General features: G+C 43.6%; 14 protein-coding genes. 6 read left to right on the top strand and 8 right to left on the bottom strand.

The window, feature by feature from the left end:
• Positions 1-89: 89 nt before the first annotated feature.
• Positions 90-875: a sugar phosphate nucleotidyltransferase gene (locus C1N53_RS10895; protein ID WP_137759338.1), complete on the top strand. Its 786-nt coding sequence runs from the start codon at positions 90-92 to the stop codon at positions 873-875.
• Between the two features lie 20 nt (positions 876-895).
• Positions 896-2,113: a glycosyltransferase family 4 protein gene (locus C1N53_RS10890; RefSeq protein ID WP_137759337.1), complete on the top strand. Its 1,218-nt coding sequence runs from the start codon at positions 896-898 to the stop codon at positions 2,111-2,113.
• Between the two features lie 15 nt (positions 2,114-2,128).
• On the opposite strand, the gene C1N53_RS10885 is transcribed toward C1N53_RS10890, so the two are convergent.
• Genes C1N53_RS10885 through C1N53_RS10875 form a run of 3 tightly spaced genes read right to left on the bottom strand, consistent with a single transcriptional unit; the run spans position 2,129 to position 5,941 of the window.
• Positions 2,129-3,394 carry a DUF563 domain-containing protein gene (locus C1N53_RS10885; RefSeq protein ID WP_137759336.1) on the bottom strand — a complete coding sequence of 422 codons (1,266 nt, stop codon included), beginning with the start codon at positions 3,392-3,394 and terminating at the stop codon, positions 2,129-2,131.
• A 60-nt stretch (positions 3,395-3,454) separates the two neighbouring features.
• On the bottom strand, positions 3,455-4,519 hold the full coding sequence (locus C1N53_RS10880; protein ID WP_168194013.1) for a hypothetical protein: 1,065 nt from the start codon (positions 4,517-4,519) through the stop codon (positions 3,455-3,457).
• Between the two features lie 60 nt (positions 4,520-4,579).
• Entirely contained in the window at positions 4,580-5,941 is a 1,362-nt protein-coding gene (locus tag C1N53_RS10875; protein ID WP_240773191.1) for an MBOAT family protein, read from the bottom strand.
• Between the two features lie 691 nt (positions 5,942-6,632).
• Here C1N53_RS10875 and C1N53_RS10870 point away from each other — a divergent pair.
• From C1N53_RS10870 to C1N53_RS10855, 4 genes are all read left to right on the top strand, one after another.
• Positions 6,633-9,038, top strand: coding sequence for a LamG-like jellyroll fold domain-containing protein (locus tag C1N53_RS10870; RefSeq protein WP_137759333.1), 2,406 nt, complete (start codon positions 6,633-6,635; stop codon positions 9,036-9,038).
• Between the two features lie 255 nt (positions 9,039-9,293).
• The gene (locus tag C1N53_RS10865; RefSeq protein WP_137759332.1) at positions 9,294-12,866 is read left to right on the top strand and encodes a PQQ-dependent sugar dehydrogenase; all 3,573 of its coding nucleotides are present in this window, start codon (positions 9,294-9,296) and stop codon (positions 12,864-12,866) included.
• Positions 12,867-13,045: 179 nt separating this feature from the next.
• Complete coding sequence (locus tag C1N53_RS10860; RefSeq protein ID WP_137759331.1) at positions 13,046-13,927, top strand: aldo/keto reductase; 882 nt, start codon at positions 13,046-13,048, stop codon at positions 13,925-13,927.
• Entirely contained in the window at positions 13,924-15,666 is a 1,743-nt protein-coding gene (locus C1N53_RS10855; RefSeq protein WP_137759330.1) for an FAD-dependent oxidoreductase, read from the top strand. The genes C1N53_RS10860 and C1N53_RS10855 overlap by 4 nt, the downstream gene beginning before the upstream one ends.
• Positions 15,667-15,747: 81 nt before the next feature.
• Here the strand turns inward: C1N53_RS10855 and C1N53_RS10850 are convergent, their stop codons facing one another.
• The 5 genes from C1N53_RS10850 to C1N53_RS10830 form a co-directional block, all read right to left on the bottom strand.
• Positions 15,748-18,381, bottom strand: coding sequence for a PA14 domain-containing protein (locus tag C1N53_RS10850; protein ID WP_137759329.1), 2,634 nt, complete (start codon positions 18,379-18,381; stop codon positions 15,748-15,750).
• A gap of 797 nt (positions 18,382-19,178) precedes the next feature.
• On the bottom strand, positions 19,179-20,405 hold the full coding sequence (locus C1N53_RS10845; RefSeq protein ID WP_240773190.1) for a glycosyl hydrolase: 1,227 nt from the start codon (positions 20,403-20,405) through the stop codon (positions 19,179-19,181).
• A gap of 32 nt (positions 20,406-20,437) precedes the next feature.
• On the bottom strand, positions 20,438-21,277 hold the full coding sequence (locus C1N53_RS10840; protein ID WP_137759328.1) for a glycosyltransferase family 2 protein: 840 nt from the start codon (positions 21,275-21,277) through the stop codon (positions 20,438-20,440).
• Positions 21,278-21,288: 11 nt separating this feature from the next.
• Positions 21,289-22,539 (bottom strand): glycosyltransferase family 4 protein, encoded by a 1,251-nt coding sequence (locus tag C1N53_RS10835; RefSeq protein WP_137759327.1) that lies wholly within the window; start codon positions 22,537-22,539, stop codon positions 21,289-21,291.
• A 9-nt stretch (positions 22,540-22,548) separates the two neighbouring features.
• Positions 22,549-23,478 (bottom strand): nucleotide-diphospho-sugar transferase, encoded by a 930-nt coding sequence (locus C1N53_RS10830; RefSeq protein WP_137759326.1) that lies wholly within the window; start codon positions 23,476-23,478, stop codon positions 22,549-22,551.
• Between the last annotated feature and the right edge of the window lie 37 nt (positions 23,479-23,515).

Here is a 23,515-nt window from a genome sequence, read left to right as displayed (position 1 = left end):
ATTTTTCTAACCATATATGATAAATGCCAGGCGTCCGTTGCAGGAGCCTGGCATTTCTTATGATACCTGTTTAAGATGTTTAGTTCAGTATGCGTAAAGATGTAATAGGTTTGGTTCCGGCAGCCGGTATGGGTACACGGCTGTCTCCGTTGCCATTCAGCAAGGAGCTTTACCCGATTGGTTTTGAAAGAAGCCGGGAAGATAGTACAAAGGAATACCCCAAAGTGGTTTCTGCTTACCTGCTGGAACAAATGCGTGCGGCCGGAGCTGAGAATATTTATTTTATCATACGTAAAGGCAAATGGGACATACCTAATTACTTTGGCGACGGAAGCCGGCTGAACCTGAACCTGGCTTACCTGATTATGCAACAACCTTATGGTGCACCCTTCTCTCTTGATCAGGCTTATAATTTCGTGCGCGGCAAAACAGTAGTCTTTGGCTTTCCCGATATTCTGATAGAACCCCAGGACGCTTTTACGCAACTACTGGCGCATCAACATCAAACAAATGCAGATGTCGTGCTGGGTGTACACCAGGTAGAGCATCCGCATAAGTGGGATATGGTAGCCCTGACAGAGACAGGTGAGGTGACTACCATCCTGCCAAAGCCTGAAAAGTCGGATCTAAGCCATGCTTGGGCCTTTGCCTGCTGGGGAGAGCTGTTTACCGATTTTATGCACCAGTACCTGTACGAGTTACTGGCCAGGCAAAGAAACACCGAAGCTTCTTTTGAAGTAAGTGTAGGAGAAGTTATTCAGGCTGCTATCGACAACGGGTTGCGGGTGCAATCCGTATGCTTTCACGGATACAGCTGCCTGGATGTAGGCACACCCGAAGACCTTAAAAAAGCCATACAGGCACATACACATTAGTACATTCATACCCTTATATAATGCGCATTCTTTTAGTTCATAACCACTACAAAATATCAGCAGGAGAAGATACCGTTTTCTATGCCGAAGCAGCTTTAATGGAAGAGCACGGGCACCAGGTCGAAATGCTCACGCTCAGCAACAACGATGTGAATACGATATCGGAGAAACTGGGAGCAGCCCTGGGAGTGGTGTACAATACCAAAAGTGCCAAGCTGGTGGAAGAGAAGCTGCTGACTTATAAGCCGGATGTAGTGCATGTGCATAATTTTTTTCCGCTTATTTCTCCGGCGGTTTTTTATGTTGTCCAAAAGCATCAGGTGCCGGTTGTAATGACTTTGCACAACTTCCGGCTGATTTGCCCAAGCTCCTATCTGCACTACAACGGGCAGGTGCATATGGAGAATATTCATAAGGTTTTCCCCTGGAAAGCGATACGGGATAAAGCCTACCGGAATTCTTTTACAGAAACAGCTTCTGTTGTGCTTGCCACAGGGGTGCATAAACTGCTGGGCACCTGGCGGGAGAGGGTAGATCGTTTTATTGCGCTCACACCAGGGGCGTCTGAGCTGTTCCTGAACTCATCGCTGAAGCTAAGCCCGCAGCAGTTGGTTGTAAAGCCTAATTTTACTGCTGATTTAGGCTTAGGTGCAGGTAGCAGAGCGCCTTACTTTCTGTATGTTGGCCGTTTATCACCGGAAAAGGGCGTAGAAACACTGTTGAGAGCAGCTGCTGATTATCCATTTAAACTGAAGATTATCGGCGACGGATCCTTAAAGTATATGGTAGAAGAATATGCCGGGAGGTTTGCCAATATTGAGTATCTGGGGTATCAGAAGCGGGATAGGGTAGTGCAGGAATTAAAGCTTTCTACGGCTCTGATCTTTCCTTCGGAGTGGCCTGAAATGTTTGGAATGTCTGTGATAGAAGCTTTTTCTACCGGCACGCCTGTTATAGCTTCTAAAATAGGCGGAGGGGAGCAACTGGTGCAGGATGGTGTGAATGGCTTCCATTATAGCCCGGGAAAGGCAGAAGAATTGGTTGCCAAAGTTAAGCTGTTAGAGCAGGATAATACTTTATGGAACCAGTTTAGCAAGAATGCCCGGAACAGTTACGAAGATAACTACACAGCTGAAGTAAACTACCAGCTGTTACTGCGTATTTACGAAGATGTGATCAGAAACAGGAAAACACGTGTGCAGTCGCAGACAGCTGTAGGGGAACCTTTAAGCACTTGAAAATTGCTTCTCCGATTACATGGAGGAAGACAGCGTATTAGCTTTAGTAGATGCCTCCACTTCAGTTCTTTTGCCATTTAACATCTGAAGCAGATCCGTTACCTTTTCGATGTCTACGTGCAGGTGCTCATGCTGGCCCTGCGAAGCATTTTTTACCTTGTTATTGCCTCTGCATATAATATACTCATAGTCGAGATCTATTTTGGTAGCAATGTCAAAAAAAGGCTCGACTACAAATCCTTCATGAAAAATTTCGATCAGCTTGGTGCCCGGCTGGCAAAACAGCATGCTAATGAGCCCGGCTCCGGTTGGAGAAATTACAGCTTTGGCTTTGGAGAAGAGTTTTACCTTTTCTTTGATAGAGAATTTACTGGACACCAGGCATTGAAAACCATAAGGCTCCAGCTCCTGTAGTAGTTCCTGCTCGTTTAAAACTCTGCGTATAGCCGAATCACTCCGGCTGATGTAAATGCTATCGAAATCCAGCTTTTCTTCATTCTCCAGCTCCTCATTGGCAAAAGGTAAAAACGCACTTCGTATATACTCGCATAACCAGATTGGAACCAGCGTATAGTTGCCTCTTGGCGCTGTAGACGCTATAATACAATCAGCTGTGATATGTGTATAGGCGTCGCCTGTAATCAGTTTTTCTTTTGGTATATGAAGCATCTCCAGCGTTTCCGTCTGGTAGCTGTAGCGGAGGCTTGGTACCAAAAACCAGTCTACCTTATCGAACAAGCCGCTTTCTTTGAGCAGGTGCAGCCGGGGCAGTACATCCAGGAACCAATGACTTACGTTGTTGATGCCCGCACCTCCCGTTAACATAGAAAAGACCACACCTTCCAGATGAACCGGCTCAGAGAAGTACTGCTGTTCAAAAATATTATTTAAGTTATGATCGGTTACTTTGCCGTTCTTCAGGCTTAACGATACATTATCTACAATACGATTCTGCTTGGTGATAATAGCCACACTGCTTTCGTTGTCGGTGTATAGCCGCCCGTGCGGTACTTCCGCAACAATGTAATCTGTAGCCACCCGGCGTTGTGATCTCCAGTAGGGGGAGCTGGCCTCATAGAGGTCTTCGCTGATATCGAGCGTTGTAATGTATTGGGGGTAAATAGAATGTACCTTTATTTCACGCTTATCAAGAGAAGGAATAGCATCAGAGTTAATTTTACAAACTCCGGAAGGCCTGTAACTTGAATTGTGAGGAATAATACGTCCTAATACCTTAATAAGCCGTTTTGATCCTTTTGTAATATAAGTTTGTAGTTTCATAAGGTACAACTGAGGCCTTACAAGCAGGCCTTTGCAGTGCTATGTTCTATTTAAACGTTTCTAGTGATTTTGTTTTTTGGTATAATTAACAATATACTTCTCTTCTGATTTCGGGTTCTGCAGATGCCGCGCCACTATAGACGCTGCTGCCTCTACTGCTACATTGTTCCAGTGAGCATCATCTACCGGATATAAAGCAATTCGTTCTTTTTGATACATATCTTCGAAGGTGCTTTGGATATCGAGTACGTCTACTTCGCGTTTACGAAGTTCTGCAAGTAAGCGTGGTAAAAAATCGGGTTTCTTTTGAGAAGGTAATAACTGGTAGTAGATGTTCTCTTTATTAGGTATAGGCAGGAACAGGAACCGGATGCCTTTTTCCTGTAAAACGGTTTTATAATTTTCCAAAGTGGTGGCTATCTGGGAAATTTCTTCATCAGAAAAATCACGATTCGCTACTTCTCCTTCAATAAAGAATTCGTTGTTGTAGGATACGTATTCTTTTCTGCCGAAACTGCGCTCAATGCTGGCAAGGGTGCGGTTATAGAGCCCCAGCTTAGAAATACGATCAGCTGTAACAGCAAGCCAGGTAAGGGCAGAGGAGGAGTTGATAACATTGCCGGTGAAGTTTCTTATTTTAGAGCCCACTCCGGTAGCACCGATAGGTTGTAATTCAGGAATACGCCTTTCTATACTCGATACAATAACAACTTCGGGCGGTGTTTCATGAAACCTGTCTGTGGCCAGAAACCGGTTCATGGTTGCAGGTGCAAAGGAATATACATCTTTGTGCAGCTGTCTTTCCAGTACTTCAGCAATCGTTTCTTCCTGGGTTAGTTTAGCGCCGGTAATGTTAGAGTCGCCAATCAGCAGCACATCACACTTGGAATCACGGTTGCGGTAGCCGTATTCATCGGTATACCACTCCACCATTCTTTTTTCGGCAAAAGGAGTATGTGGTGCTAATTCTCCTTCTTCCACCATTTTCAGGTGCATGTTCGGGTAGAACGGGCCCGACATAACCCGCATTTTATTGACAGATATTGTTTCCCAGATCCTAAAGGTGAAAAGGTTCATCGGGAGAATGGTAGCCTCCAAAACAGGCCACAGGAGAAAGGGTAGCATGAGTAAGGTTAATTTTACCAGCAGCCTTTTTACGCCATTGTTTTGCATAACCTTAAAGTATTAAAATTGAAAATAGATAAATTCCTGGTTGCCATACTGCCCGAACAAGAGAACAGCTATGATGGCTACATAATAAAAGCTCCAGCGGACCCATACCGGCCTTTGCAGTATTACACGAGAAGCACTGCCATTTCGTTCTATCAGATGAACCGTTTCCATGATCAAAACAGAGACAACCGAAACAGAAAAAATTTTAAGGCCCTGGTCCATAAATAACAGGTGGTTCAGGTTAGTACCGGCTAAAAGTTCGCCAACATTGCCTATACCTGTTACACTGCTTCTGATAATGTAGAAGGCATCCCCGATATTGTTGGCCCGAAAGAAGATCCAGGCAAAGCAGACAAGGAAGAAAACGGTTAACACTTGTACCCATTTATATAGCACAGGGTATTGTGTAAGCCCGATTTTATCTACAAAGGCGTTGCGCTGGTTTTTGGTTATGATGCCGAAAACCTGGTAAATGCCATGCAAGGCTCCCCATACGAGAAAGGTCCAGTTGGCACCATGCCAGAGGCCGCTTACCATAAACACAATAAACAAATTGTAGTACCAGCGCCACTTTACCACCCGGTTACCTCCGAGCGGAATGTACAGGTAATCTCTAAACCAGGTAGATAAGGATATATGCCACCGGCTCCAGAATTCCGGTATCGATTTAGAGAAATAAGGGCGGCGGAAGTTTTCCATTAAATTAAAGCCCATTACCTGTGCCGCACCAATGGCGATGTCGGAGTAACCTGAAAAGTCGCAGTAGATCTGAAAGGCAAAGAATATAGTGGCAATCACAAAAGATATTCCTTCAAATTCTCCCGGGTTGTTATAAACCTGGTTTACCATCAGGGCCAGGTTATCTGCAATCATTAATTTCTTAAAAAAGCCCCAGCCCATTCTTCTAAGGCCGGTTACTACTCTGTTATAGTCAAAGCTGTGGTGCTCGTGAAGCTGCCCGATCAGGTTGCCGGCTCTTTCTATCGGCCCTGCTACCAGCTGCGGGAAGAACGATACGAATAAGGCAAAATATCCTAGATGTTTCTCAGGCTTAATTATACCGTTGTACACGTCAATCGAGTAGCTCATGGTCTGGAAGGTATAAAAGGATATGCCCATTGGAAGAAGCAACTCAAAGGCAGGCATTGCATAGGTCATGTTTAATGATTGGGCAATGTCCTGTGCACTCTCGTTGAAGAAATTGTAATACTTAAAGAGCAGGAGCACTCCCAGGTTCGAAAAAAGGCTGATGTACAGAAATGGCTTTCTCTTGTCCTTTTGTTCCTCATCGAACCTGCCCATGGCTTTGCTGCAGAAATAATCTACTATGGTAGAAGCAACCAGTATGATAGTATAAGCCGGTTTCCAGGACATGTAAAAGTAGTAACTCGCTAGCAGCAGAATTATCCATCTGCGGTTAAAAGGCGTTAAAAAATATAGTGTTACTACTACTGGAAAGAAAATAAAGAATTCAGTAGAGTTAAAGAGCATAGAACTGAAATTAAGGGTATTTTCTGTATAAGGGTATCACTCAAAAAATATGACCACCTTCTGAATTCTAACTGAAAATTAGTGCAAAAAAAGAGTAGTCTATATTTTCTATATTATATAGAAGTTTGAGGAAAAGGTTTGGGTAAAGCGGATTTATTTTTTTTATGAGAATAGAAGGGTAAAATAAAGTCATAAACGGTGCCTAAAACGTTACAAAAAAAAGCATACATTCTCTGTTAATGAAGCGGCTGATGGCTTAATAAATTTGGGAGTGAAAAGCGCCTGTTACTTTTAAAGACAATTAACATCTTCCTGATGCATCGGAGCAGTTTTCTGTTGCATTAAGCTTATATTCTGATAATGAGCTATTTCTCATCTATAGTTGTTTGCGGGATATAAAACAGCTTCTTCTTCTAAACTTAGTCATTGGATTGGCGTAATATAAAAAGTTTCTAATAGATGAACTTGCTAATAAACATTTAGAAGCTATCAGGTGCGTTTCATGCTTTTGCTGATACAGTAGAAATTCGCATATATAAGATCTGAATGTTTGCAGCGCATTACACCCGCTCAAATGATAAAAACAATGTACACTTGGTGCAGACTGGCAAAGAGCAGGAAAAGATTAGAGAAAAAAGAAGAAGTAACAGGTGCCATTTCCCCATATAGAAGTTCTCACATATTTCTTTCTCTGCTTTTAACACTTATTTGCTATAGTACCCCCAAAGCCAATGCAGCTAATGTTGGCTCAAGCTTTAACAAACTGGTTACAGAACCTGAGGTGTCTGTAGAAGAAGCCATGCTCCTGGCTGAAACTCCCTGCCCCGATAATTTAGTCCATCATTTTGGTTTAGACGAGAAGGAAAGTGGTGCTTATCTGGACTACAAAGGTGCAGCCAACCCCTCCTGTACCAACTGCCCTACACCTGTTGAAGGCCTTTTTGATGGGGCGCAGCAATTCAATGGAAAGGGCAACAGTATTACCATCAACGAAATCCAAAATTTTGAATGGGGACCTAACTCTAATTTTACGATTGAGTTCTGGGTTAAAACAACCGGAACCTCTTCCGAAGAGCAGGTGATTATTGGCCGTAGTGCCTCAGACTCCCAGTTCAGGTGGTGGGTGGGTATTGATGCTGCCGGTAATACTGTTTTCGAAATGTACGATGCCATGGGCATAGGTTTCAGGATGCTGGAGCGAGACGTAAAAATAAACGATGGCAGGTGGCACCATGTAGCCGTTGTGCGCGACGGTATAAACCTGATGAACAAGCTATACATCGATGGGTATAAAGTAGAAGAATCCAAATTTACCTATAAAGGCAACTTCGAGAGCAACTCACCTGTCTCGATTGGTAGTATGAGCCTGCTGAACCGGTACTTTTTTTCAGGTACTCTGGATGAGGTGATGGTATACAAAAGGGCTCTTGGAGAAAATGAGATGAGAGCGCGCTATAACAACGGAGCCGGTAGTTATTGTGGCCCTCAGAATGTAAAGCCGGTTATAATGTCGGCACCCATTTTGTTCGGAGTGGAGGGGCAACCTTATATATACGATGTACAGGCGGTGGGTACACCAGCTGTACAGCATGAACTCGTAGCAGCTCCTGCCGGAATGACCATAAACGCTGGAACAGGAGAAATAAACTGGACGCCAACCACAGCCGGCTCTTTTGATGTGGTGGTAAGGGTGCGCAATGCTGTTGGCCAGGCCGAACAGGCATTCAAAATAGAGGTAAAAGCGGGAATGGGAGAGAAGGCCGGGTTAACGCACCACTGGATGCTGCACGAAATCATGGGCACCCGTTATAAAGATTTTTATACTCCTTACGATGCCATCTGTGATGAGCCAGCCAAACCAACTCCCATTACAGGTGTTGTTTCTGGTGGCCAGCGATTTAATGGCACAGATCAGGGATTGGATGTTTCGAACAGCAGCAATTTCAACTGGCAATCGAACGATAGCTTTACTATTGAGCTCTGGATGCGTTCCAGCTCCGATGAAGGAGAGAACAGGGTAATAATAGGCAGAGATGCATCTGATTCAGAAATGCACTGGTGGTTAGGAATGGATGATAAAGGCTTTGCACGATTTGTTTTGTTAGATATTGGCTGGCAGGGTAATTATATAGGTGACACCGGGCCTCTTTTAACAGACGGGAGATGGCACCAGCTTGTAGCGGTAAGAGATGCCGGTGCCAGTGCTACCAGGCTTTATGTGGACGGTCAGAAAATCAAAGAAGGTAACTTTACCTACCCGAATAGCTTTGCTTCCATGTCTCCTGTAAATATCGGATATCTTAATTTGCCGGGAGGTTATCACTATGAAGGCGATCTGGATGAAGTAAAGCTTTTCGGGCGTGCATTATCCGATGCCGAGATTGCGGAACGCTTTGAAACCGTTTATAACAACATTGTTGAACTGATCCGTTTTGAAGGTTCATATGGCAATAAAGTAGTTACACTGGAGTGGGAAACGCAAACCGAGCTGGATATTGCCCACTTTGTGGTAGAGCGATCAGAAGATGGGGTAACGTTCACTGAAATTGGTACTGTTGAGTCGCTCGGACCAAGTAATAGTAACCTCAACTACAAATTCACAGATACAGAGCCTGTTCAGGGAGATGGCTTCTACAGGTTGAAGATTGTAAAGGAGAGCGGCTATGCTACTTACTCCAACATTATACTGGTAAGCTTTAAAGGACTTATTTCTTCTACTTTCTACCTGTACCCTAATCCTATTATGGCAGGAGGGGAGGTAAAGATAGAGGTCGATAACCTGGAGCCTGATGCAAAAGCAATATTGCTCGTTTCTGACCTCGCCGGTAAGAGGTTATTGCAAGAAGACATTACGATAGGAGCCGATGGAACGCTAAATCTGCTTTTACCGCTACCTACAACTATAAGGCCCGGTATTTACAACATATCGGTTATGACAGATGTTAAAACAATAAGCAGGCGGTTGATCGTAGCTCAGTAAAACAGAAAAGGGGGGTAGTTAACTACCCCCCTTTTCTGTTTTACTGAGCTATTAATAATGGCTTAAAAGATATAGATTATATAAAGTATAAAGTATAGGTAGATTTTAATTAAACCATTCAATTAAGTCTGCGTAATCAGACACGAAAGATGTGCTAATGGTGCATAACTAGTCCAGCCTCGTTGCCTTTTCTCAGGCAAGTATGGAACAACAGGTACATAAAATTCGAATTTCTTTATTTAATACTTTTTTGCTATGGTAAAACTTTACTTTAAGAATTTAAATTTCTCTCCGGTGCGGGTTTTCTCCTGGTGGGGTAATTTAAATGGCTTAACATCCTTCTTCAGTACCAGAACCTCATCCCTGAAATTATTGCTTTTCTTTATAGCGCTGTTTACCGGTTTTGTAGCAAATGCACAGGCCGTTACAAATTTGCCGGCGGGCTTTGTGGAAGAGAAAATTGCAGATGGCTGGGAAATGGCAGTCGGGCTAAAGTTCTCGAAAGACGGGGACAGGATGTATGTATGGGAAAAAGCTGGTAAAGTCTGGATTGTAGAAAATGGCGTGAAGCTACCTAACCCGCTTATCGATATTAGCGAAGAGGTTGGTGATTGGGGCGACCATGGTTTGCTTGGATTTGCCCTGGATCCGAATTTTAACAGCAATGGGTATATCTATCTGCTTTATGTAGTAGACAGGCATCACCTGCTCCACTATGGTACTGCCAACTATAATCCTCGTGCAGATACTTATAACCAGGCCACCATCGGCAGGTTAACCCGTTATACCGTTTCTCCAGGCAATAATCGCACAATAGTAGATATGAACAGCCGTAAGGTGCTGATTGGCGAGACCATCTCATCTGGCATTCCTGTACTTTATGTTTCGCATGGGGTAGGATCGTTGGTGTTTGGCGAAGACGGCTCTCTGTTAGTTTCCACAGGGGATGGTGCATCGGCTGGTGGTGCAGACTATGGTCATATTGAAGGAAATACTGATCCTAATATCGCTAAAGACACCTATGCTAAACAAGCTTTGGCCGATGGAATAATAAAGGACATAGAAAATGTGGGAGCTTACAAGTCTCAGTTGGTAGAATCTTTAAACGGTAAAATATTACGTATAGATCCGGCTACCGGCAATGGCTTGCCTTCCAACCCGTTTTACAACGCTGCAAATCCTTCTTCGCCTGGTTCTAAAGTATGGGCACTTGGTTTCAGAAATCCCTTTCGTTTTTCGATCAAGCCAGGTACCGGAAGTGCGACTTCACCCGGTGTGATTTATACTTCAGACACAGGCTGGAACGATCATGAAGAAATTAATGTGGTGACCGGGCCTGGAATGAATTTCGGCTGGCCCATGTATGAAGGCCTGAGTGGCGTGACCACTTATTTAAGTAGAAGCATAGCCAATAAAACGGCCCCAAATCCATTGTACGGGCAGGGCAACTGTGGCATAGAATTTTTTACTTTCCCCCAGTTGCTGCAGCAAGTAAGAAAAACAGAAAGCCCTGTATTCAGAAATCCCTGCAATGCCAACCAGACTATTCCTGCCAATGTACCAACGTTTGTCAACTCCCGTCCTTCGATAGATTGGGGCAACGGATTTGTGCAGACAAGAACAGGTGGCTTTGACGGAGAGCAGGCAGTGGCCGTCGAAATAAACAGTCCGGGCTCATCTGTCGTTGGAGTGCCGTTTTCCGGTGGTTCTCCTACAGGCGGGGTTTGGTATACCGGAACAGATTTCCCGGAAGAATACAGGAACACCTACTTCTTCGGCGACTATGTCGGTGCCTGGATCAGAACTTCTGTATTCGACGCATCAAATACTTTGAAGGAAATTAAAGAGTTTAAAGGCAGAAACTCTGTAGTGGTGTGCATTGATACAAACCCTGTAACCGGCGGTTTATATTATGTAGATTATGGCAGAGGCGTGTATAAAATCACCTACTATGGCGATAATTTGCCTCCTACAGCTGTAGCCACTGCCGATAAACTATACGGTATGGCGCCCCTGGCAGTACAATTTACCGGCAGCGCGTCTTCTGATCCGGAAAATGGTGAACTTACTTTTGAATGGAACTTCGGCGACGGCACCACTTCTAATGAAGTAAATCCTTTACATACGTTTAGAGCAACAGGCGTATCTTCTTTTAAAGTTACCCTGAAAGTTACCGATGCAAAGGGACTGGTTGCAACAACCAGCCTGACCGTTGCTGTAAACAATACTCCTCCGGTTGTTTCCATTACAAGCCCAGAGGATGGAACTTTATATCCGCTTGGAGAGCAATCTACTTACCAGCTAAGAGCCAATGTAACGGATGCAGAGCATGGCGCCGGACAACTTAGTTACAGGTGGCAGACTGTTTTGCACCATAACACACACACCCACCCGGAACCTGTAGATACAAAACCTGAAACGGAAGCAATTATAGAGCCGATGGGCTGTGACGGTGAAACTTATTTTTATAGAATACATCTTACTGTAACAGATGCAGGTGGCCTTTCAGCAGAAGATTATGTAGATGTTTACCCAAATTGTTCGGAGGGAGTCGTATTACCTGTTGTAATCGCTTCTCCTGAAAACAACGCTACCTATGCAGCCGGTGAGCAAATTAATTTTAATGTGCAGTTTACAACAACAAACCGTAGATGGGTTAAAGTTGAGTATCTGCGTGGAAATACACTGATAGGCGAATCTACCACTGAGCCTTTTAGTTTCACGTGGGCTGATGCTCCAAATGGCATCTATACCATAACGGCTAGGGCAACCGATGATGAAAACCATACCTCTACCTCTGCAGCCATACAGGTTGTGGTAGGCAACGGTGGCAAATTAGAGTTGCCGGACTGTATAAGCAGCATTACGCACTACTTTGGCTTCGATGAATCTGAAACTGGTATACATAGCGACTATGCCACAACCACCACGAAAGCTGTTTGCAACGAATGCCCGACTTTGGTGCCAGGTAAATTTGATGGAGCGCTTCGGTTCAATGGCTCTTCTACAAGAGTACAGTTAGATAATTCGGAGAGCTTCGACTGGAGCAATGACGCCAGTTTTACAATGGAACTATGGATCAGGACTACCGCAACTGCTTCAGCCTCTGCTGGTAACCAGGTAATCGTAGGCCGTAACTCTACTGATGCCAGATTGCATTGGTGGATTGGGCTAAATGAGGCAAAGCAGTTCACATCAGTCATTTATGATAGAACGCATGATGGTAAACAAATGGGAAAGGTTGGACCGGCGCTGAATGACGGCGAGTGGCACCATCTGGCTGTCGTACGAAACGGAGTTGATAAAATGAACAGGTTGTTCCTGGATGGCGAGATGGTACAGGAGATAGAGCATGATTACACCAGTGGCTTCTCTACTATTTCGCCTGTAACACTTGGCTACATGCCTCTGGATGGAAGGTATCATTATGATGGGGACCTGGATGAATTCAAATACTACAGCAGAGCTCTGACAGCAGAAGAAATTGCTTCTTCTTACAACCAGGGCGAAGGTTATTTCTGTGGCGGCACTACCTTGTCGGCCAAACCTAATAAAAGTTTTGCGGGTACTTTTGAGGTGTTCCCTAACCCGGCACCGGGTGCGAAAGCAAACATTGTGGTTGCTGGGCTTAAAGCAAAAGTAAATGCTACTTTATTAATGACGGATATAACAGGCAAGAAGATACTGCAACAGGATGTTGTTACGAGCCTGGATGGTTCTTTAAATTTAAAATTAGAACCAAACAAGCGGCTTCAGCCAGGTTTGTATAACCTCACCATTACTTCAGAAGGACTAAGCATCAGTCGGAAAGTAGCTGTGCTGGAGTAGAAGAATAGCCTCAAAAAAGCCAAACAGTATAGTCGAGGGCGGTACAGTTTTTTAATTTTAATGCTGTGCCGCCCTCGCATTTTACCTGATCATAACCCTTCCTTATTCATTTTCTGAGATAGCGCAGGAAGGCCATACTCAAAATAAATTCCAGGATATCAGCTAACAAAAGAATAGTGATGGCTTTAGCAAGCAATTTTTCGCCCATAGGACTCGGAACCAGTCTGATTGCATCGTTGGGAAATAGTATAACACAGAAAGAGGCCGGTCTTCTTTTTGCAAAAGCGCTGGAACGAGGAGTAAGCGTAGTCGATACTGCTGATACCTACGGATCTGGTGATGCCGAAAGAATGATAGGTCGCGCTATCAGCGGAAAACGGGATAATTATTTCCTGATAACCAAAGCAGGCTTCCCTTACATGTCCCTGCCCGGCAGTTTATCTCCTTTGAATCAGATAGGAAAGAAGCTTTACCAGAAAGTAGGCTTCAAGAAAAATTACTCTAAGCGCTATTTATTACAAGCAGCTCAGAAGAGCTTGCAGAGGTTACAGACTTCCACGCTGGATGCTTTTCTGTTGCATGAACCGGAAGGAACTGAACTTAATAGCTTTCCGGATTTCGGGGAAGGACTGGCTGAGATAAAGAAATCAGGCTTGGCTCGAAATATAGGTATTTCTACCAATGATTTAGGAACTTTAAAATTTGCTTTAAGTAAAACTTCTATTGATATTGTGCAAACATCTGTGCCCTATTCGCCCGAAGATAATACTGTATTCGATTATTGTAAGAAGAATAAGATACCTGTAATTGCTAACCAGGTATTGCGTGCAAGTAAGAAGTTCTCAGAAAGTATATCTCAAAACTCAAAATTAGATTCATTAGGAATAACAAAGAGCGACATACCACCTTTACTAATTTCTTACACGCTTCAATATAGAAATGCTGATTGTGTTTTAATTGGCACCAGAAGCCCGCAACACCTCCTGGAGAATACGTCCGGTATTCGTTTTAATGATAATCTTGATCTTATTTTCTCTGAAATTTCAAAAATTAGCTTATGATAATTTATGCTAATCAGTTAGATGAAAGTGCTTTCTTAGAAGCTGATGTATGTATTATTGGTGGCGGACCTGCCGGTATCAGCGTGGCATTGGAACTGCAGCCTACAAATAAAAAAATTATACTTCTTGCCGGAGGCACAGAGCGGGAGACAGTAGCGAACCAGGATCTGAACAAAGGGTATGTTACCCCAAAAGGTTCGCATGAGCCTTTAGAGGAAAACAGGAGAAGAGCTTTTGGTGGAGCCAGCACTGTTTGGGGTGGAAGGTGTATTCCTTTTGATCCCATAGATTTTGAGGCCAGGGATTGGATTCCCTATAGTGGCTGGCCTTTTTCTTACCACGAGCTTGAGCCTTATTATTCCAGGGCTATGGAATTATGTAAGGCTGGGGCCAACAATTTTAATGCGCTGGAACAGTTTCCTAACCATGCCAAAGAAATTTTCCAGGGTTTCGATACAGAAGCGATTGTTTCGCATAAACTGGAGCGCTGGAGCACGCCTGTAAATTTTGCCAGAGATTATGCGGAGGTGCTGGGCAATTCTGAAAACATCACCGTTCTTCTGGGTGCTCATGTCACCAAGATCAATACTGAAACAGACAAAGAGAATGTTTCTTCCGTTTCTGTTGTTACACGCGATAAGTCTTTCACAATCAAAGCCGGGCAATATGTTTTAGCCTGTGGCGGTATCGAAAACCCTAGAATTCTCCTGGCTTCGAAAAACCAATTTCATCCTCAGGGTATTGGCAACGACCATGATGTGGTTGGCAGGTACTACATGGCTCATTTAAACGGCACTTTTGCTGAAGTGGCTCCCAGTAACAGAAAACGTATATTATTTGATTTTGAAACCGATAACGAAGGGGTTTACTGCAGGCGTAGGTGGTGGATAACTGATAAAGCACAGGAAGCTAAAAAAATAGGGAACGGGATTTTCTTTCTGCAGCAGGCAAAGAATCAGGATGGGCACAGAGATCCGCTTTTCTCAACCGTTTTCGTTGCCAAGTTTGTGATTTCTGTTTTGAAAGAAAAATCATTCAGAAAAACGAAATCGAGGTGGCTCGAAGAAAAAGACAAAATAGTTGACCATACTAAAGTTATTCTGAAGCATGGTTGGAAGCAGGTGCCGGTTATATACGAAATAGCTAAAAAGAGATTTAGTGACAGGCGCTTACCTTTTGTTTTGCCTTCTGTTAAAAGTAAAACGCTTGGGCTTTATTTTCAGACGGAGCATTTCCCTAATCCTAAAAGCCGGATCACGATTTCAGATAATCAGACAGATGAGTTTGGGATGCCGCGCGCTGTTGCAAGCATAACCTTCTCTGATTTAGATGTAACAACCGTTGTGGAGGCGCACAAGATTTTTGCAGAAAGATACTCCGAAGCAAATATTGGCAAGATTAAGTTTAATGCCTCAGAATTGTTAAAGTTTGTAGAAAAGAATATAACCAGCTTTAATACATCGGCACACCACCTTGGGACTACAAGAATTTCAAACGATCCGAAATTGGGCGTTGTTGATGCCGATTGTAAAGTGCATGGCATGAATAATTTATATGTAGCAGGAAGCTCGGTTTTTCCAACTGGTGGCCATGCGAACCCGACGCTTACGTTAGTTGCGCTTTCGGTGCGGCTTGCAGAACATCTGAAAAAAGCGGCAGCTACAGTAAATGCAGAAAATACGAACTTGCACGTTCTCGATCAGGAAGAACTTCTGAACAAGGTAGCGGTGAGCCATTAGCTGTAATATTGTCATTTATTCCTAAAAGCGAAGAGGCTGCCCGGTTTACCGGGCAGCCTCTTCGCTTTTAGGAATATTAACTTATTGCTTCATGATCTTCTGGCTGCTGCTATGGCCTGCTGCGTCTGTATACTTTAAAATGTACAGGCCGGCAGGTAAGTTTGTATTAGCCAGGTTAAGCTCTACTTTGTTGTTTTCGAAGCTGAAGTTGTTGTCTTGTTTGTAAACAACTTTACCAGTCTGGTCCATGATAACAATTGATGTTAATTTAACCTCTGTTGCACCAAAGTCTACTGTCACAACATCTTTGAATGGATTTGGATAAGCTGTTACCTCAGAGAAATAAGGGTCAAATTCTTCAGATTCGATCACTGATTTAGAAGCTACAGTAGCAGTAAGAGAACCTACAGGAGACAATCTGTTACCAGCTATTGGTCTTTCCTGCGCTCCGTTTGGCAGCTGCCATCCCACGGCCAGGTTGTCACCGCCACCTCTCTCCAGGTGTACCGCCTCTATGTAGTAGCGCTTGCCGGCCTCGAGTCTGATCTTGGCAGACTGCTGTCCTGCGTGCTTTGTCCACTCGCGGGAGTTGGTCCAGTCGGAAGCGTGGGCGATTCTCTTTTTCTTGGCAGGGTCCTCAGAGCTGCTCAGGTAAAGCTCGGCCATGTCGTCGGCCGCTATCCAGAAGATGTAGTCGCCGGTGGTAGGGGCAGTTACGTAGCCTCTGATGCGCTGGCCGTAGTTGTCGCCTACGTTGGTCGGAGCCTCGAACAGGGTCAGCTCAGATGTGTTGCTAGGGTTGCTTGATGGCACTACGTTGATAGAGTTTCCGTGTACGTTTGACCAGTATTCACGGGTAACCTTGCCTGTTGCAGTTGCGCTGCTTCCTGTAGTTGTTGCAGGAGTTGCAGGTTGAGTAGCAGTAGCTGTTGAAGGGGCTGCTGTAGAACCCATTGGAGAAAGTCTGCTAGATGCTATTGGTCTTTCCTGCGCTCCGTTTGGCAGCTGCCATCCCACGGCCAGGTTGTCACCGCCACCTCTCTCCAGGTGTACCGCCTCTATGTAGTAGCGCTTGCCGGCCTCGAGTCTGATCTTGGCAGACTGCTGTCCTGCGTGCTTTGTCCACTCGCGGGAGTTGGTCCAGTCGGAAGCGTGGGCGATTCTCTTTTTCTTGGCAGGGTCCTCAGAGCTGCTCAGGTAAAGCTCGGCCATGTCGTCGGCCGCTATCCAGAAGATGTAGTCGCCGGTGGTAGGGGCAGTTACGTAGCCTCTGATGCGCTGGCCGTAGTTGTCGCCTACGTTGGTCGGAGCTTCGAACAGGGTCAGCTCAGAAGTGTTGCTAGGGTTGCTTGACGGCACTACGTTGATAGAGTTTCCGTGTACGTTTGACCAGTACTCACGGGTGATCTTACCTGTTGCAGTTGTGCTTCCAGTGGCAGCGGTTCCGCCAGAAGTTGGGTTTTTGACTTCAGCTACAGGAGCAGGAGTTGGTGTTGGCTGTGGAGCTGGTGTAGTAGCTACCGGAGCAGAACCGTTAGGACCAAGAACAACATTGTTACTTCTCAGTTTATTTGTCCAGCGAGAATACTCATCAGCTTCCATTTGGCGGGTAATTGTTCCGGTGATATATGTATTATCTACTAGTTTGGCATTACCTGTGTTGTAAATGGTGTTGTTGTTCCAGGTACCTGTCTGGCCTGTTACGCCAATTACGTTATAAGCCATGGTGTTATTGAACGTGGTGCCCTTCTTGTAATAGTCAGTACAAGCAAAAGAAGTGGTGTAGTTCATGTATCTGGTGCCATCAGCAAACATAGCTGCATTTATGGCTCTGTTGTGGTGGAAATTAATATTGTTGCCACCAGCAATTTGCATGTTGTAGTTACCCAGGCCTACCAGTATGTTTTCGTAGCCTTCGATATGGGCAGGTGCAGAATCTAAACCTCCGTCACCATCTGTGATAATACCACCGCCAGAGTATTTTACTGCGTTTGCAGGGAAAGGATAAGCACCCTGGATATAGTTGTTATGGATTTTAATTGGAGAACCGGCAACACCTTGTGTGTTATACATGTTGATATTGTCTTCTACAAGAGAGGAGTTTGGTTCGTTTATTACTTCATTCCATGAAATCTCAGCGTGTCTGATAGCATTTCTGAAGTTAAACTGCACAAACTGAGAATGTTCTCTGGCGCCATTAAAGACACGCCCGTCTATGTTTTTTACTTTGTTGAAGCGGATTTTGATGGTTTCAGAAGTGCTGCCGTTACCTTCGTAACGAGTACCGATATAGATACCTGAAGTTCCTTCTAAGTAGCAGTTTTCTACAACAACATTTTTAAAGTTGTTTACTGTTAAGAAACGTCTGGTTTTGATGTAACCTTTATAGGCTGTAGGAGTACCGCCGTAACCTTTTGTGTTGCGAACTGTAATATTTGCCGCATAACCCCAGCTTTTAATCAAATAGCCGGCACCACGGATATTTGAATTAGTAATGATAACTGGCTCGCTAGTACGAATCTCAACAGCTGGAACTTCAGTGTCTTTAGATTCCCAGTTTCCTGAATAGGTTCCTCCTTTAGTAATTACGAGTGGACCTGAATAAGATTGTGCATTAACAGTGAAAGGATTTACTACACAATTTAGTAGGGTAATCAAAAGAACAAGCATAGAAAGGCTTGTCCTCTTTTTTTGATAAGAGGTTACTAATTTCATCTTCTTTGGCTAAAAGTTGAAAGTTTAAAATAATTTAGTTTGCTTCTTTTTAAGTTTAGTTTCTACAAGTAGTAACTAGTGTTAAGGTGTAAGCTTTTAAAAATTACATTGATCTTTTGCTGTGAAGTATCTGCTAGATCATGTATTAATTGTTACAAATGTAGAGAGAAAATTTTCAAAAAAAATAACATATCTGATAAATTTCTTTGTTAATTTATATAGACTGCAAAAAGTGCTATGCTTTTTTAGTTAAAAAAACATTGTTTAAAGCATTATAAGCGTTATTTTTGTTATTTTCATATCTTTAAAAAAGTTTTATTTATAAAATTAGTTATATTTTTTTAATGTAATTAATTGCTAAATTAAATTGTACTTTTTATGGCAAAAAATTATTGTTTCTGAATATTAAATAGTTTATATGTATAGAAAACGCACAATTTTATTATTAATATTTATATATATTAATAATCTAATATTTAATATATTTAAGATTGTGCTTTAACGGGAACAAAAGCATTTAAAATAACCTTAAGTATTTGTATAATGGAATATTTCTATAAATAGAAGAAGTGTGGAAGAGACTTAATATAGCTGAATTTTCAGGCTTAAGTTTTAACTGTTCAGCGCCAGGTTTGAAGGTAATCCAGAATAAAGGGAGCTTGTACGCGGCTGATTTTAAATAAGACTAATAGGATTAATGCGCTTGAGCAGCTGTTTATGTAGTGAATAACTTAGGAAGTGGAGGCAGGCTATAGTAAGATGCACTGTATAAGAAGCGTAGGCGATCAAGCAGCAGGCTAATTTGGAGCAGCCAGGGTCTCAGGACCTAAGGTAATATGTTGGCTGTTGACTTTGTCTTGCCACAGCTCAAATTCTTTTCGTTCAAGATCTTTGGTGACTTCTGATTGAAGTATGTTATTATCGTATACCTGTGCTACAGCGGAAGTGCTATCAGCTATTTCGTTGCGCCAGGTTCTTTTTTGACCTGCAACGGCTAATATGTTTTTGTAGAACTTATTTTTAAAGGTAGCCTTTCTCTTATAATAATCTTTAGCCCATATACCGCTTGTCCAGGAACTATAGGCTGTACCATCATCAAACATAGCTGATACAATGGCTCTGTTGTTATACACCGAAATGTTGTTGCCACCTGCAATGCCAATGCAATAATTACTAAGCGCTACAAGCTGGTTGTCGTGTATGTGTACAAAGGCCGTTGAAGAAGTGGAGTCTGCGTCGGGAGAGTCGGTAATAATACCGCCGCCAGAATACTCTTTACTAGTAGCAGGCAAAGGATATGCTCCTTCTATATAATTATTATGGATCTGTATCGGAGACGAAGGCAGGCCACGGGTATTATAAATGTTAATGTTATCTTCAACACGAGACCTGTCAGGCTCATTGGTAATTTCATTCCAGGAAATTTCGGCGTGAGGCAAGGCATTTCGGAAATTAAACTGCACAAACTGCACTCTGTACCATCCGCCGTGAATGCGCCCATCAATATTCTTAACCTTATTGAACCTGATTTTGACTGTTTGCTCTTCTGTGCCGTTTCCTTTGTAGCTGTCTCCTACATAAATGCCTGCCGTGTTTTCCATATAACAGTTTTCCACAACTACATTTTTAAAGTCATTCACAATCAGGAAGCGGCGGGGCTTTTCATATTCTTTCCAGGGGGTAGGGGGTAGGCCATAGCCTCTCGTCTGCCGTACGGTTACGTCGGCATCATAGCCCCAGCACTTTATCAGGTAACCAGCGCCTTTTATAGTAGCATTCTCTATAATTACTTTTTCAAAGGTGCGGATTTCCACCGCCGGTATTTCAGAATCTGTGGATTCCCAGTTACCCGAGTAAGTGCCTCCTTTTGAAATAACGATAGAGCCAGGCTGTGTCGATTTGCCAATAGGTGGAGCGGAAGCTGTGTCTGGCTTGTTGTTCTTTTGTACAATTACCCAGAAAGCAAGTACTGTTAATACTATAAAAGAGATAAAGATGCTTGCTTTCCAGGTAGTTTTTTTCAATGGAATTAGCGGTATTTGAATTTGTTGGTACACTACTTCATCAGGTAGCCGAATATTCTGCGGGCGTAGCCGTTAGCCAGGTAATAAGGTATATAAGGCTTCGGGCAGTTCTTTAACGTAAACCTGGTAAAGTCGCGTAAGTTACCGCCTCCCTTAATATCGAACAGGTGGTTGTAGAAGTTTTTCAGGTTTTTGCTTTTCCTGTTTTTGCGCTCACCGCTTTCTTCCGGATAAGTATAAAGCTTAGCATCGTAGTTGCAGTATAGCTCAAAGCCATGGCGGGCCGCAGTATGCGTATAGTCGTAGTCGGCCACGTAATGCGGAAACTGCTCCTGGTCAAATACCCCGATTTTATCGATTACGGTGCGAGGAATTAACAAACCACGGCCAGGCAGTTGTGATACCAGGTGTATACCAACCTGCTTTTCTTTCGGCAGTTCCTGTATCAGGTGGCGTACACTGTTTAATTTAAAATCGATTATTTCTCCACCAAAAATAGGCTCACGGGTTTCAGCATCCATTTCAAGTGCTCCGATGACAGCATTAGGCTTAACTTTAGCCCACTTATATGTGTTTTCTATAAAGTCAGGAGCAACTTCCACATCATTGTTCATGGTCATGACATAATCTGCACCCTGCTCCAGGGCATGATGAATGCCCATGTTCACACTGGCCGTCCAGAACAAATTGCCATCGCCAAATAAGACGGTTACCTCCGGAAACTCTTCTTTTAGCATGTCTGCTGTTCCATCGGTAGAGCCATCGTCTACAACTATTACTTTATAGTTAGGGTCTGTTTGTTTACGAAGCGACAATAAGCAGTCGCGGGTAAAATCTTTTCTGTTAAAAACGGGGATAACTATATAAATCATGATCTTAAAGGCTACTGTTCTAGCGATATAGGTTGTTCTATTGCCGATTTGGTATATTTACTATATAAGCTGGCAATGTGTTTTGTTTTTAATGTCCAAGTTTGTGTTTTCGAAAAAGCATAGCCGTTGCGGCCCATTTCTTCACGCAAATCCGGGTTGTAGTATAAGTGTTCTACGGCTTTGGCAAGTGCTTTAGCGGTAGTGTCAGGGGTAGTTACTTTTACTTTAATGCCTGCATGATCAGGTACCAGGTTTTTAGCGCCGTGCAGATCTAGTGTGATAACAGGTAAACCATAAGCCATCGACTCCAGGAACTGAGCTGCTGAAGAATCACGTAGGCTGCAGAACATGAACACATCACTTTCTGTATACGCCCTTTTTACTTCCTCCCAGGGCACCTGGCCTTTCCAGTCTACTTTGCCTTGCAGTTTATACGCTTCTATCCATTGCGGTACAAGATCGTGCATATGTCCGTCTCCCAGGATAGTGAGTTTAAACGGCACAGCTGCGTTCACATGGCTTAATGCCTCCAGTACGAGCGGTAGCCCCTTGCGGGCAAATAACCGACCTACCCATAAAATCTTCAGCTCTTTCGATGGTGCCCTTTCCGGGTAAGCTGCCGGATAGAAATCCTCTGGTAAGCTGGTATCTAAAAACATCTGAGGGTTTAAAGTCCCGCAGTTTTTAGCCATTTGGTAGGTGTCTTCGTTTGTTGTAAGTACCAGCGAGGCATGGCGCATGGCTTTACGTACATCAGGATTCGTTTTTAAAAGTATTTTGCTGATCCAGGAGCGCACCACTTCCATTTTCCACCAGCGGTAAAAGTACTTTTTAAAAGCCTTTGGAGCTTCTTGTCCACCTCCTGCCGGCCCGAAGATAAGGGGCTTGTTTAAGCGCCAGAGCGCTGTGCCTAGCTGCAGGCTGCCGATTGTGGCATGGTGTACCAGGTCAAAGTTTATCTCCTTATCCAGTTCTTTCGCTTTCTTATACGCCTGCTGTTGCCAGGCGATATAATGAAAGTAGAATCCTAAATGGTATTCAAAGGCTTTGTCTATCCAGGCGGGAAGTTCTACAAATACAATGTGCAGATTCGGCAAGGCCAGTTTTTCAACTTCTTTTATAATATTCTCTTTTCCTTCCACCGTGGTGAGACACCAGACCTCATAACCCATTTTAGCGGTATTCAAAGCCCAGTTCCAGCCGTTGCCCAGCTCTGTGCCACGATTCGGTTCACAGGCATATGCAGATAAAAGTAATTTCATAGTTCACTGTTAAAGGCTGAAAATGCTCTTGAGCTTCGCACTTACTTTGTTCTTGATAAGGTAATTGAAGTTGCGCCTGTCGGATTCAACGGAGCGTATAACAAATTTCGGATGCCGTAAAGGGAATTGTATTTCCTGCTCCGAAATATAGGCATTCTTGTCGTGCAGGTTAAACGTATGGGTAGCATCTTCGCCAAAACCTATATTTTTAACCAGGTTCACTTCCGGAATGATACACAAGCCTGAATTACTGTATACGGTAAATTCCCACTGGTAATCCCATACATCGCCTTTTTTAAGGTTAGCATAGGTTTTGTCGAGCTGGTTCAGGCGGTAGGTCGCTTCAATCTTGTTTAAGAAGATGTCATTCAAGTATCCTTTTTCCTTTAGCTCAGGATAAGTAGGAATGTTGAAGTCGAACAGCTGCCATGCGCGGCGCCAGGTTGCCCAGCCCCAGGCGTTTACTTTGTCAGAAAAATAATAAGAGTAATCACAGTCGTGGCGCCAGCCGTTCAGATAGTTGTTACCGCTTACGTGCATAATGCGCGTATCGTACTTGTATTTCTCCAGTACTTCCTGGCAAAACCAGAAAAAGCTTTTAGAAGGAACACAGTCGTCTTCTAATATAATACCTGTTTCTTCGTTTTCGAACAGCCACGAAATAGCCCTGGCCGGAGCCACACCGCATCGCAGGTTCTGCTCCTGGAAAAGGGTCTTCACTTCACAGTCCCAGTCTACCTGCTCAATAATCCGGCGCGTTTCGGCACAGCGTTCCGGATCTGTGTCTACATGCGGGCGAGGCCCATCGGCGGCTACATACAACTTAGTTGGCTTCACTTGCCTGATGCGATCAAAAACTTTTTGGGTAGTATGTGGTCTGTTAAATATAATAAGGAGCACAGGAGTGTGCAGAATATCAGTAGTGTTAGGAGTACTCATATAAGGGTAAATTGTACAGTTGATATATAGTACTGTA

This window comes from Pontibacter sp. SGAir0037 (genome assembly GCF_005491705.1).
GTDB lineage: Bacteria > Bacteroidota > Bacteroidia > Cytophagales > Hymenobacteraceae > Pontibacter.
Note: the sequence above shows the minus strand (reverse complement) of the source record. Positions and strands in the feature narration are given on the sequence as shown.